Raw genomic sequence first — 13,229 nt, 5'->3', positions numbered from 1 at the left:
CATGAATACTAACGATCTGAATACAGCCCTTTATGAAAAGATGGCTGCCGAACAGGACAAGTTCCGGGACTGGCTGAAAAGCCAGCCCCCGGAAGAAGTCTTAAACCATGCCTATGAGTACACCATCCGCGAGGACATCGTGATGGCAATGGAGGAACTGGAGTTGACCGACACCCAGGCTCAGGCACTTTTGGAATCTCCCTCTCCGCTGGCGGATGTGTACCGCTATTTTGAAAAGCTGGAGACCGGCTATATGGATGTGATCCGGGACAGCATTGAAAGCCGTGCCGACGATGTGTGCAGAGCCAAAGAGGAACTGCGAACAACACCGGTCTATCCACATTCTGCTGCCTATGCGTCCGAGCATGGGGAAATGGCACAGTACAACCTCTCATATCAGGCGAACAGCGCCTGCAAAGAAGCCATTGAGCAGACCATCAGCGCCCACTATGCAGAGAATCGGCTGGATACGGAGGCGGCGGTCAAAGATGTGCTGGAAAAGTTCGGGACGGAACGGGTACAGTTTATTCTTGCCAACACCATCCAGCGCAAGAACTATGACGGGCGTATCTCTCAGGACAATAAAGCATGGGCAAAAAACATTCCTACGCTGGAGGACAGCGGCGCTTCCCGCCACTGTGCCTATCTGGTGGTAGATCAGGTCAATCCCGGTTTGACCGACCTGTTCACCAGACAGTTCCGAAAAGTCGCTCAAGAACAGCAGAAAAGTTCTGTCCTGCAAAAGCTCAAACAGGAGTTGCCCGCCCATAAGTCTGCTGCCCCGAAAAAACGGGAGCCGGAGCGATAACCATGGCAAAGCGCAAGCGGGATGTGCCGGTTTTGTTTTGGGTGTCCGCAGAAGAACTGGAACTGATCCATCAAAAGATGCAGCAATACGGGACAGAGAATTTGAGCGCTTATCTGCGGAAAATGGCGCTGGATGGTTATGTGGTCAAACTGGATCTGCCGGAGCTGAAGGAGTTGGTTTCCCTGATGCGCCGAAGCAGCAACAACTTGAATCAGCTGACCCGCAAAGTGCATGAGACAGGGCGGGTTTATGATGCTGACTTGGAGGATATATCCCAGCGGCAGGAACAACTGTGGGAGGGTGTGAAGGAAATCCTTACCCAACTCTCCAAACTTTCATAACGGGGATAGATACTCCATTTGCGGAGGGGGGAACGGCGTTTCTTCGCCGCACCTTCCTCCGCTTTTTCTTTTTGTCTGTATCCTTGTCTTTTGCCTGTCCGTACCGGATAATATGAGTAGAATAAGAAGCATAGCAAAGGAGTGAAAACAGATGCTGACCTTTGAAAAGGTGCTGGAGATTTTTGCGGATTACCTAACCGCAGACGAGACCATAGAAGTTTATATCAGCCGCCATGGATGTGTAAGAGTTGAATTTGACCAAGATTTTCACTATTGCTCTGGCGAGGTGTGCCATACTCCCAAGGAACTGTTCAACCTCTTAGCCGATGATTACCGGACTTATCTGGAGATTGAACTGACCAAAGGAAAACGGGAAGTGACGGAAGATGATGAGAGAGAAGCGGATGCCCTATGCAAACAGTATATGGAGCGTTGGAAGGAGGAACAGAAATGAAGATTTTGAAATGTCTGCTGATGATCGTAACTGCACCGGTCATTTTGGTGTTGACGCTTTTTGTCTGGCTCTGCACGGGGCTGATCTACATATCCGGTCTGGTGCTTGGTCTACTAAGCACGGTAATTGCTCTGCTTGGCGTGGCTGTGCTGATTACTTATTCCCCGCAGAATGGTGTGATTTTGCTGGTTATGGCATTTTTGATTAGCCCGATGGGGCTGCCGCTGGCTGCGATCTGGCTGCTGAGCAAGGTGCAGAGTTTGAAATTTGCGATCCAGGATTGGGTGTATGGGTAAATGATGTGAATATAATTTGGAATGAAAAGAAGCAGGACAATGGGAGATGAGACCCACTGCCCTGCTTCTCTGTTTATTCGGAACGAACTGTAATATATTTTTGATTGCGACTTTTAGGTTTATCGGGAATAGTCATTTCTAATTGCCCGGATTCTAAAAGCGGATTGATATGCTTCAAAGTGAAGTTTCTTAAATCTTTGAAGCCGCAAAATACTGCAAGCTCTTTCTTGGATTTTGGTGTTGTGCAAAAAGCCAAAATCTGTTTGGACACCGTTGATAGTTCAATATCTTGGTGGGTAACTTGGTGGATAACTTGGTGGGTGTCATCCTCTAAGTTGTAGTTTACATTTTTCAAGATGACCCTGAAATCTGTTGCTGTTGAGGAAAATTCAGGCTTATATGCCGCTGTATATCCAGGTAGCTTTTCGGTTTCACTGACGATTTTGCGTAGGCCACTTCCACGGCGTTCCATGTACTTCATGCGGTGGAACAGGTCAGCAATCACAGGGTTTCGCCGCATGGAACGGATACTGTAAATATCGTATTCCTGAATTGAGCCGCCGCCAAACATACCGCCAGGAGATGTGATTTCCACCCGATCATCAAACATATCAATATGGATTTCGCTGCCAAGCACAATATAATCACGATGGATAAGCGCATTGACAAGAGCCTCTGTCACAGCTCGTTCAGCATAATCCGGCTTGTCTACACGATACTGTGCCTCTTTGACAAAACGGACTTTGGAATTATTGCGAATAAATTCACTGCCGCTTTTCAGTAGATAAATCAGATTCCCTTCGTATTCTTTATCGTCCAGCGCATCATCAAAGATAGAGCCTTTTTCCAAGCCATTCCACCGGGTACAGAACATACGGGAGTTATAAACTGTGTGCTGATCGGTCATGAGCTTTCCGGCATTGGTCAAGAACCCATTTTTGTCAGCCAAACCGAAGGAGACATAATCGGATGGCTCAAAGCGGAGTCCAGTCCGTTCCAGATAGGTTGCTTCCAGAAGTGTAAAGCTGTAATCCTTTTTTACCGCATCTGTTGTTAGGGTATCAAAGGACTGATTGGTTCCCTTTAAGATCAGTTCATTCACAATGTAATCCGGTGCAATTACGCTTTCATTTCCAACACGGATGTATGCTTCCATTACTCCGTCTGCCTTGTAATAGTATGGGGTGCTGCGGCCAGGAGAAACCTCCAGAGCCAACAGGTTTTTACCATCTTCCTGCAATGGCTTTAAGATAAATTGCGGTAATGGTGTGATACGTTCTTTGATTAAGCGGCTGATCGCTTCAGCATCCTTTTGAACATCGGACAAGCCGATAGGCTCCCGGTCATCGGAGACTCCGAAAAACAGAGTGCCGCCAATTCCATTGGAAAAGGCACTGACACTTTTTAACCAGCTTTTTGGCTTTTTTATTTCGAGAGCAACCTTGAAATCACATTCCGTTGCTTCGGCAATGAGCTGTTCTATCATAAAATCCCTCCTTTGAGGTATTGGTAGTTTCTTTATATTATACCCATAAGGAGAGTTTATTTCAACGATAGGCACAAAGAGTTCAGAGAAAATATTTTGAGAGGAGGGTTTTTTATGGCAACTACAAGAATCATGCCGCTTCATGTCGGCAAAGGCCGCACAGAGAGTCGGGCGATCAGTGACATCATCGACTATGTAGCAAATCCACAGAAAACAGATAACGGCAAGCTCATTACCGGCTATGCGTGTGACAGCCGAACTGCGGATGCAGAGTTCCTTCTGGCGAAGCGGCAGTATATCGCCGCCACCGGGCGGGTGCGCGGGGCGGACGATGTGATCGCTTACCATGTGCGCCAGTCATTCAAACCCGGTGAAATCACGCCGGAAGAAGCCAACCGTCTGGGTGTAGAATTTGCCAAGCGGTTTACCAAGGGCAATCATGCCTTTGTGGTCTGCACTCACATAGACAAGTCGCACATTCATAATCACATTATCTGGTCATCGGTCAGCTTAGAATATGACCGAAAATTCCGAAACTTTTGGGGCAGTACCAAGGCGGTTCGCAGGTTAAGTGATACCATCTGCATTGAAAACGGACTGTCCATTGTAGAGAATCCGAACCCTCATGGAAAGAGCTATAACAAATGGCTGGGAGATCAGGCAAAACCCTCTCACCGGGAGTTGCTTCGTGTGGCGATTGACAACGCATTATCACAAAGTCCTGCTGACTTTGAAGAACTGCTGAAACTGTTGCAAGAGTATGGTTGTGAAGTCTCAAAGCGCGGAAAATCGTATCGACTGAAGCTCTCTGGTTGGGAGAAAGCCGCCCGCATGGACAGTCTGGGCGAAGGATATGGATTGGAAGATTTGCGGGCAGTTCTCTTAGGGAAGAAAGCACATACCCCGCGAAAGAAAACAGTCACACGGGCAGAGCCGCCAAAGATCAATCTGCTGGTGGACATTCAGGCAAAATTGCAGGCTGGAAAAGGTGCTGGCTATACGCGATGGGCTAAAGTTTTCAATCTGAAGCAAATGGCGCAGACCATGAATTACCTGTCAGAGAATAACCTGCTGGAGTATGCGGTTTTGGAAGAAAAGGCTGCGGCTGCCACGGCACATCACAATGAACTTTCGGCGCAGATTAAAGCGGCTGAAAAGCGCATGGCAGAGATTGCTGTTCTGCGTACTCACATCGTAAACTATGCTAAAACCCGTGAGGTCTATGTGGCATACCGCAAGGCGGGTTACTCTAAGAAATTCCGGGGGGAACATGAGGAAGAAATTCTGCTCCACCAGGCTGCTAAGAATGCCTTTGATGAGATGGGCGTCAAGAAGCTGCCAAAGGTCAAAGAGTTACAGACAGAGTACGCAAAATTGCTGGAAGAAAAGAAAAAGACTTATTCCGAGTATCGGCGCTCCCGTGAGGAAATGCGGGAGCTTTTAACGGCAAAGGCAAATGTAGATCGAGTGCTGAAAATGGAGGTAGAACAGGATGTTGAAAAAGAAAAAGACCACGGCCAGCGGTAAGCTGGTCCTGGTCAAAAGCGTTCGCAGAACGCGCAGCCACAGAATGAAATTCTGTGTTCAAAGGGGCTTGGGGGCGCTGCCCTCAACAAGCAAGCGGAGAGGAAAATCACGGATGGATTTTCTTCTCTGCGGGTCTGTGTGTATTAACACAGGCATTGCTTGCCTCTTTTCTCAGGAATTGAAAAGAACCAGTGAGAGAATCGTTAAATTTCACTCACTGGCTCAATTCATTTCAAATTTTTCGGACAACTCTGTCAGTTCTTTCACCGTTTCCTGGGTGTGATGTAACAGGGTGCCACGCATTTCTGGCGGACAGCTGGAATAAAGCATTTTCATCTGATTGACACCTTCATCTTCCAGAGAAATATCTGGATTTATAAGCGTATCTAAAGAGATGTGCAGGACCTTTGCCAATGCTCTTAAAATCAAATAAGAAGGATTCATTTTCCCCTTTTCGATATTGGCGATTTGCTTTACAGAAACATGGCTCAGATCCGCAAGTTCCTGCTGTGTCAGGTCTTTTTTCTTTCGGGCTTCTCGCATTTTTTGCCCAAAAGCAGTCAAATCATCAATCGGCATAATCATCCACCTCAAGTATATTCTATCGTGCCGATTTGCACAAAGGAATAACCTTATTATACCGGTTGATAGGTTTGATTATGCCGATTTTTAATAAAGACTTGAATACCATCCTTGTATCACTAACTGGATCAACTTATAATATAGATGGAAATTTTTTTGAAGAAATCCGTCCGCTGTAACATTTCGCGGACATTTGCCTGTTATACTATCTGCAAAAAGCAAAGGAAGTGAGGATATGAAGCAGATTTTAATTGTCGAGGACGACAGTTTTTTGAATAAGATGGTGGCCTATAACCTGACCGCAGACGGCTATGGCGTGACTTCTGCCCTAAATGCCAGAACCGCAGCCGACGCCATCCGCCAGCGGGAATTTGATTTAGTGCTGCTGGACATCAACCTGCCGGACGGGAACGGCTTTGAGCTGTGCAAGCTAATAAAGCCTCAGCACCCGGACACCATCGTAATATTCCTGACCGCCAACGATCAGGAGAGCGACCAGATACGGGGTTATGAGGTGGGCGCGGTGGACTACATCACAAAGCCCTTTGTGATTGGGGCCTTGCAGCGGAAAATCAAAGCCATGTTCGCCATGCTGGAACACCACAAACCGGCCAAGGACATTTACGACGACGGGCGGTTGTTTCTGGACTTCTCGGAGCAGACGGCTTCCTTAAACGGCAAGCCCCTGACTCTATCCCCGATGGAGTACAAAATGCTGAACCTGTTTCGTAAAAATCCCCGGCAAGTGCTGACCCGTGGGCAGCTTTTGGAAAAGCTGTGGGATATAGACGAGCGGTTTGTGGACGAACACACCCTGACAACCTCCATCAGCCGTATTCGCAGCAAGATTGAAGCCGACGGCGGCGCACCCTACATCAAGACCGTTTACGGCATGGGGTATCAATGGACGGGAGGCGAGGCAAAATGAAGTTTCAAAACCTCTCGGTAAAGCGGCTGTTTGGCCGGGTGGCAATGGAGCTTGTCCTCTCCATGTCCGGGATCACCATAGCTCTTTTTCTTGTGACAAAACAGATTGCGGTGCTGCTGACAGGCGGGGCGCTGCTGCTGTGCGCCATTGTAGGGATTTTTGTACTGACGCAGGCGTTTGGAAAGCGACTGTCGCAGTTTACCACTGACCTGTGCCAGACCTTAGACCACATGATCGCCGGAAATGAAGCACCCCAGCGGCCAGAGGACAGCGAAACCCAGCTCGCCAGAATCGGGCACCGGCTGGCGAGACTTTACCAAATCATGCAGGAGAACCGTCGCCGGGTGGACGAGGAACGGCAGGAGTTACAAACCCTTGTATCGGATATTTCCCATCAGGTAAAAACGCCGGTAAGCAATCTGAAAATGGCGACGGACACCCTGCTGGAAAAGCCTATGACCGAGGCGGAGCGTACCGATTTTATCCGTGGAATCCGCACCCAGACAGATAAACTGGACTTTCTCTTTCAGGCTCTTGTGAAAACCTCACGGTTGGAAACGGGCGTAATCCAGTTGAATAAGAAACCGGTCTGCCTCTTTGATACCGTGGCGCAAGCCATGAGTGGGATCGTGTATGCAGCGGAAAAAAAGAAAATCGCTGTATCTGTGGACTGCCCGGAGAATTTGACCTTTTCCCATGACAGCAAGTGGACATCCGAAGCCCTCTTTAACCTGTTGGACAATGCGGTGAAGTATACTCCGGCAGGTGGAAAAATTACGGTGTCGGTGATACCGTGGGAAATGTATGTGGAGATCAAAGTAGCCGATACCGGCAAGGGCATTTCCGAAAGTAATCAGGCTGCTATCTTCCGGCGCTTTTATCGTGAGGAAGAAGTACACGAACAGCAGGGCGTGGGCATTGGACTGTATCTGGCCCGCGAGATCGTAACGCGGCAAGGCGGCTATATCAAAGTGGTTTCAGAGCCGGGCAAGGGCTCGGAATTTTCCATTATGCTGCCGACAAAATAGAATGCGGCGGACGGCCATTTCCGGCTGCCCGCCGTAAATTTTTTTTGAAATGTCCGAGCGTTGTAACATTTCACCCCGATTTTCAATGAAATTTTTGGGCCGCTGTAACATTTCGCGGACATTTAGGTTTTACAATACCCTTATCAAATATGGAGGTGATACAACTATGACATGGCCTTTTGAAAATGACACCAGCGCCATTACAAAGAAGCTGGCGCAAAGAAGCTTCAAAGCCAACAAATTACGAAATATTGTTGCTGTAATAGCAATCGTTTTAACATCAATGCTTTTTACTTCTGTAACGACTTTATGTGTTGGAGCGATCCAGTCTATACAGACAACTATTTTGCAAATTAGGGGAACCAGCCCGTCCACTGGTACATCTGTAAATTGGATTGCCATAATAGCAGCCCTGTTTTTTATTATGATTTTTGTAATAACGGGCTATTTGCTCATTCGCAATATTTTTGAGATTTCTGTTGTTCAAGAAATAAAGAAATATGGCTTATTAAGAACAATCGGAACAACGGAGAAGCAAATCAAGCGAATTGTTTATAAGCAAGCATTTTGGCTGTCTATAATTGCTATATCTATTGGGTTGATTTTAGGATATATAGTAGGAATACTTATGCTTCCGTGGATTCTTAATTTTATGAAAGGCGAGTATCACAATCTTTCTGTGAACTTGAGTTTTAATCCTATTATTTTTGTCGTTGCCGGGATATTTAGTGCGATTACTGTTTGGGTGAGTATAAAGAAACCATTCAAAATTGCAGCTACGATTTCGCCCATTGAGGCAACTAGATACTATGAAAAAGACAATTATCATAGTGCCAACAAGAATCGTCTTTCGTTTAAGAATAGAATAACAGAAATGGCATGGAGAAATTTAAGAAGAAATTCAAAGCGTACCATATTTATCGTCTTATCCATGATACTCTGCATTATTCTCCTAAACAGTGCAATCGCAATCGGAAATAGTGTTGATGTTAAAAAATATGTATCTTCTGTTACCTCATTTGATTTTGTTGTGGCAAGCCCAAACACATTTTCTAATGTGCAAGGTTTTCGATTTAAAGATGATTCTGTTAGTAATGAAATCATATCTGATATTGAAAATAATATTCCTGTGCTGAACGGAAGTCGAATTTATAAAAACACTTTGGATGATGTCAGTGTTACTTATGATTATGGTAGTTTGGTCACGGAAGTATTAGACGAATACACAGAAGATAATCACCTTATACGAAGTGGTATGGTTGATGGCAGAACTTATCCAGTAAAACTCGGTGTTGATTATCGACCTCTTTGCAATATTTACGGGGTAGAAAAATCAATACTTCCTAAATTGAATTTCATTGAGGGAGAAACAGATATACAGCAACTAACCTCATATTTGGAAAGTGGAAACTATGTTATAGAAATTTCAGCGATCAACCCAAATGAATCTCCTGAATTTCTTTGTCCGCTCAATCAGGAAGTTACCATTTACAAAGATGGATTGCCTTATAAAACGGTTTCGGTAATTGCGCGTGCAGTGGTTGATTTTTCATTGGTAGAATCTCCGGGTAAGAATGTTGGCTACACTGATGTTGGCGGCGATTGTCCTATTTTTTATATGAGTAATGAGATGTTTGTGGAATTGTATAACAATCCAGCCATAATGAGTTATGTGTTTGATGTGGAAAAAGAACACTTTTTGCCAGCGACCGAGTACATCAATTCTTTGCCTACCGTTGAATACGCATCGTCTGAAACATTGGCACAAACTATGAATGGATTAAAACAAACTATTTTTATCATAGGTGGCCTTATTGGGTTTCTATTAGGAAGTATCGGGCTTGTGAATTTTTCCAACATCATTATAACGGGCATTATAAACCGGCAACGGGAATTTGCTACATTAGAGAGCATCGGAATGACGAAAAAACAAATTAACAAATTGACCGTATTGGAGGGATTGTTTTACGCATTTCTGATTTGTGTAATGGGTTTACCTCTCTCTCTTATTGTTGCAAATACAATTCTTCCTACTTTCTTTAATCAACCTGACTTATGGCTGTTTACAATACAGCCTACGATTTTCCCGTTGATATTAGAGGGAATTGTTATTTGCGTTGTGGCGATTATAGTTCCTCATGTTTCGTTTCGCTATTTTAGAAAAACAAGTATTGTAGCTCGATTAAGGGTAGTTGAATAATAATTTTGAAATGTCCGAGCGTTGTAGCATTTCACCCCCGATTTTCAATGAAATTTTTTGGCCGCTGTAACATTTCGCGGACATTTGGGTTTTACAATAGCCTTATCAACAGGCAGAAAGCCTTGAAAGGAGTTTTGAGTATGAGCGTTTTACAGGCGATTGATCTGAAAAAGTATTACGGCACAGAGCCGAACATTACCCGCGCCCTTGACGGTGTGAACTTCTCCGTGGAGGACGGCGAGTTTGTGGCCGTTGTGGGAACATCCGGCAGCGGCAAGTCCACCCTGCTTCACATGATGGGCGGGCTGGACACTCCCACCAGCGGAACCGTGATCGTCCGGGGCGAAGAACTGGCAAAGAAGAACGATGAACAGCTTACCATCTTTCGCCGCCGCAACATCGGCTTTATCTTCCAGAACTATAACCTTGTTCCTATTCTGAATGTGTATGAGAACATCGTCCTGCCGGTGGAGCTGGACGGGGACACGGTGGATCAGAAGTTTTTGGACGAGATCGTTCATCTGCTGGGGCTGGAAGATAAACTGAAAAACATGCCGAACAATCTTTCCGGCGGACAGCAGCAGCGTGTGGCTATCGCACGCGCTCTGATTACCAAACCGGCTATTGTGCTGGCCGACGAGCCGACCGGCAACCTTGACAGCAAGACCAGCGCCGAGGTGCTGGGGCTTATCAAGCGCACCAGTGCAGAGTTCCGGCAAACTGTTGTGATGATTACGCACAATGACGACATTGCCCGTCTTGCAGATCGGATTGTCCGCATTGAGGACGGCAAGATTGTGGAGTAAGGAGGTGGCAGGCTATGACATGGCCTTTTGAGAATGATACTCACAAAGTGGAGAAAAAATTAGCGACGCAAAGTCTATCCGCAAATAAACAACGAAATTTCCTCGCAGGGATTATCATGTTTATTGCCTCTCTATTGTTAGCATTTTCGACTATCTTACTTTGTAATGCCACAATAGATACACAGATAATCTCTCGTGTCGATAACACACAGGAAATACTTAGTGTAATTTTGGGGATTGCTATTGTTCTGCTACTCACAGCAGGAATCGCTATTAAAAATATCATGTATATTTCCATATTACAGCGCACACGAGAATTTGCACAGTTGAGGACTGTGGGAGCGACCTACCGACAGATCAAAGCAGTCATTCATAACGAGCGAAAACAGTTATCTTGGAAGTATATTTTAGGCGGTTTGCTATTGGGTTTTCTTTTTAATTGTGTATTACCCTTGAAATTATATTTGGTGCCCAGTGTGGCCTGCACATTGCTTTCCGGTGCTTTTGTATGGTTCATTGTTTTTTGGTCATTCCGTACACCGGCAAAACTGGCTGCGTCTTTATCCCCTATGGCGGCATTGAGGACAGAGGAAATAAAATCAGCTAAAATTTTCAAAAAAAGCAGTCGTATCAATCCTAATGGTTTGGCAAAAAAATACTTTTTCAGTAACCGTAAAAAGGCATTTTATACGCTGCTATCCCTTGTGTTGAGCGGAGTCCTTGTATTTGTAGTCTTTTCGGTAGTTTCGGCTATTGATATAAAAGAGCTTGTCCGGCAACCGTATTATGAAAACAGCAGCATTTATCTTAAACTGAACTCAACAGCTGCCGAAAACGCTACTCTTGAACTGATGAAAGATAGTCCTTTTACGGAGGAATTGAAAGCGCAGATTGAAAATATCTCTGGTGTAACAGAAATTTATCCATCCAAAAAATTAGATTGTGAGATCGTCGTTCCCGGTCAACCTGAGAATAGATATGAACTATCCATCAATAGTATTGTCGGCACAACCAGTTTTGAAACCCAACTGGTTGAGGGTGATATGCCTTATTCTCCAAATACAAACAGCACTATTCCGATTGTGATAAATCGTGCCTCTCCTTACTATGAAAAAACAGGTCTTTCCCTGAGTTTGGGAGATCATTTTTCCGCATCAGTAAATACGGGAATGTCTACAAAAGAAATTGATTTTTCAGTATGTGGTTTCATCGAAAATAAGGACAAAGGTAGCGTATTCTATACGACCCCTGAATATCTGGACTTTTTAGCAGAAATAAATTGTGATCTGGCATGGTACATTTGTACTGAAGATATGCAAACGAAACAGGCTGTTGAGGAAATTAAGGCACTGGTGGCTTCGGATAACCGTATAAATACTTCCATATTTGCGGATGATTTATCTGAATATCAGGCGTATTTTTATAACGCCAAAATTGTTGTTACAGCAGTGATAGTGTTGATATGTTTGTTTGCTTTTGTCAATTTGCTTAATACTTGCATTACAAACACCGTTATACGCCGCCATGACTATGCGCTGTTAGAGGCCGCTGGTATGACGAAAGTACAAATTTATCAAACACAGAGTGCAGAAAACAGGATTTATTTTTTTGGTAGTTTAATAGGGAGTTGTGTGGTAGGCATACCGCTGGGGTTCCTTTTATGCAACAAGATCGCAGAAATACCCGGATTATCCTATATTTCCTATCGCTTCCCGTGGCCGTTTCTACTCCTGTATTTCGTGCTTGTTTTTGTGGTTCATATAGTAGTAACAGTGTATCAAAGACACATTTTAGCGAAGCAGTCTGTAGTAGAGCGTATTAAAGCGATTGAGTGAATCAATGTAACTAAAGTTTCGTTAAAATGAAATCTCTTGTTGAACAAATCAAAGTGACAGTATAATCGTATGGAATCGGCGGGGCGGCGAGTGCTGCCCCGCTTTTTTCGCCATTTCTCAAAAAAATTTTTGAAATGTCCGAGCGCTGTAACATTTCACTCCGATTTTCAATGAAATTTTTGGGCCGCTGTAACATTTCGCGGACATTTGGGTTTTACAATGACCTTATCAACAGGCAGAAAGCCTTGAAAGGAGTTTTGAGTATGAGCGTTTTGCAGACGATTGATCTGAAAAAGTATTACGGCACAAAGCCGAATATCACCCGCGCCCTTGACGGCGTGAACTTCTCTGTAAATGACGGCGAATTTGTGGCCGTTGTGGGAACCTCCGGCAGCGGCAAGTCCACCCTGCTTCACATGATGGGCGGGCTGGACACCCCTACTTCCGGCAATGTGATTGTCCGGGACAAAGAACTGTCGAAAATGAACGACGAACAGCTTACCATCTTCCGCCGCCGCAACATCGGCTTTATCTTCCAGAACTATAACCTTGTTCCTATCCTGAATGTGTATGAGAACATCGTCCTGCCGGTGGAGCTGGACGGGGACACGGTGGATCAGAAGTTTTTGGACGAGATTGTTCACCTGCTGGGGCTGGAAGATAAACTGAAAAATATGCCGAATAATCTTTCCGGCGGCCAGCAGCAGCGTGTGGCGATTGCCCGCGCCTTGATTACCAAACCGGCTATTGTGCTGGCCGACGAGCCGACCGGCAACCTTGACAGTAAGACCAGCGCCGAGGTGCTGGGGCTTATCAAGCGTACCAGTGCGGAGTTCCGGCAAACTGTCGTGATGATTACCCACAACAACGATATTGCCCGCCTTGCAGATCGGATTGTCCGCATTGAGGACGGAAAGATTGTGGAATAAGGAGGTGGC

At 45.3% G+C, this 13,229-nt stretch carries 13 protein-coding genes; 11 read left to right on the top strand and 2 right to left on the bottom strand.

What is annotated here, in order from left to right; genetic code table 11:
- Window position 1 precedes the first annotated feature (1 nt).
- The 4 genes from KGMB01110_RS05225 (at window position 2) to KGMB01110_RS05205 (ending at window position 1,899) form a co-directional block, all read left to right on the top strand.
- The gene (locus tag KGMB01110_RS05225) at window positions 2-808 is read left to right on the top strand and encodes a DUF3848 domain-containing protein (protein ID WP_055195349.1); all 807 of its coding nucleotides are present in this window, start codon (window positions 2-4) and stop codon (window positions 806-808) included.
- A gap of 2 nt (window positions 809-810) precedes the next feature.
- Window positions 811-1,149, top strand: coding sequence for a plasmid mobilization protein (locus tag KGMB01110_RS05220; protein ID WP_008982512.1), 339 nt, complete (start codon window positions 811-813; stop codon window positions 1,147-1,149).
- A 151-nt stretch (window positions 1,150-1,300) separates the two neighbouring features.
- Window positions 1,301-1,603, top strand: a complete 303-nt coding sequence (locus tag KGMB01110_RS05210) for a hypothetical protein (RefSeq protein ID WP_119297768.1) — start codon at window positions 1,301-1,303, stop codon at window positions 1,601-1,603.
- A complete protein-coding gene (locus KGMB01110_RS05205) occupies window positions 1,600-1,899 on the top strand; it encodes a CD1845 family protein (RefSeq protein ID WP_097772891.1) in 300 nt (99 codons plus the stop codon). The genes KGMB01110_RS05210 and KGMB01110_RS05205 overlap by 4 nt, the downstream gene beginning before the upstream one ends.
- A gap of 73 nt (window positions 1,900-1,972) precedes the next feature.
- On the opposite strand, the gene KGMB01110_RS05200 is transcribed toward KGMB01110_RS05205, so the two are convergent.
- Window positions 1,973-3,385 (bottom strand): ATP-binding protein, encoded by a 1,413-nt coding sequence (locus KGMB01110_RS05200; RefSeq protein ID WP_110104023.1) that lies wholly within the window; start codon window positions 3,383-3,385, stop codon window positions 1,973-1,975.
- A 114-nt stretch (window positions 3,386-3,499) separates the two neighbouring features.
- Between KGMB01110_RS05200 and KGMB01110_RS05195 the strand changes: the two genes are divergently transcribed.
- Window positions 3,500-4,912 carry a relaxase/mobilization nuclease domain-containing protein gene (locus KGMB01110_RS05195; RefSeq protein ID WP_119297767.1) on the top strand — a complete coding sequence of 471 codons (1,413 nt, stop codon included), beginning with the start codon at window positions 3,500-3,502 and terminating at the stop codon, window positions 4,910-4,912.
- A gap of 222 nt (window positions 4,913-5,134) precedes the next feature.
- Here KGMB01110_RS05195 and KGMB01110_RS05185 read toward each other — a convergent pair whose 3' ends face one another.
- On the bottom strand, window positions 5,135-5,491 hold the full coding sequence (locus tag KGMB01110_RS05185) for a helix-turn-helix domain-containing protein (RefSeq protein ID WP_055147806.1): 357 nt from the start codon (window positions 5,489-5,491) through the stop codon (window positions 5,135-5,137).
- 238 nt (window positions 5,492-5,729) lie between these two features.
- Here KGMB01110_RS05185 and KGMB01110_RS05180 point away from each other — a divergent pair, with 238 nt between their 5' ends.
- The 6 genes from KGMB01110_RS05180 to KGMB01110_RS05155 all read left to right on the top strand — a co-directional run bounded on the left by KGMB01110_RS05180 (window position 5,730) and on the right by KGMB01110_RS05155 (window position 13,220).
- Window positions 5,730-6,422, top strand: a complete 693-nt coding sequence (locus tag KGMB01110_RS05180; protein WP_021738113.1) for a response regulator transcription factor — start codon at window positions 5,730-5,732, stop codon at window positions 6,420-6,422.
- A complete protein-coding gene (locus KGMB01110_RS05175; RefSeq protein ID WP_118050872.1) occupies window positions 6,419-7,450 on the top strand; it encodes a sensor histidine kinase in 1,032 nt (343 codons plus the stop codon). Before KGMB01110_RS05180 ends, KGMB01110_RS05175 begins: the two co-directional genes overlap by 4 nt.
- 166 nt (window positions 7,451-7,616) lie before the next feature.
- Window positions 7,617-9,650, top strand: coding sequence for an ABC transporter permease (locus KGMB01110_RS05170; RefSeq protein ID WP_097783440.1), 2,034 nt, complete (start codon window positions 7,617-7,619; stop codon window positions 9,648-9,650).
- Window positions 9,651-9,790: 140 nt separating this feature from the next.
- Complete coding sequence (locus KGMB01110_RS05165) at window positions 9,791-10,456, top strand: ABC transporter ATP-binding protein (RefSeq protein WP_117527013.1); 666 nt, start codon at window positions 9,791-9,793, stop codon at window positions 10,454-10,456.
- Between the two features lie 14 nt (window positions 10,457-10,470).
- On the top strand, window positions 10,471-12,291 hold the full coding sequence (locus tag KGMB01110_RS05160; protein WP_118050871.1) for an ABC transporter permease: 1,821 nt from the start codon (window positions 10,471-10,473) through the stop codon (window positions 12,289-12,291).
- 263 nt (window positions 12,292-12,554) lie between these two features.
- Window positions 12,555-13,220, top strand: a complete 666-nt coding sequence (locus KGMB01110_RS05155) for an ABC transporter ATP-binding protein (RefSeq protein WP_112146590.1) — start codon at window positions 12,555-12,557, stop codon at window positions 13,218-13,220.
- The last annotated feature ends 9 nt before the right edge of the window (window positions 13,221-13,229 follow it).

It is taken from the genome of Mediterraneibacter butyricigenes (genome assembly GCF_003574295.1).
Classification (GTDB): Bacteria; Bacillota; Clostridia; order Lachnospirales; family Lachnospiraceae; genus Mediterraneibacter_A; species Mediterraneibacter_A butyricigenes.
The sequence above is the reverse complement of the archived record's forward strand: the minus strand, read 5'-3'. Positions and strand labels throughout refer to the sequence as shown.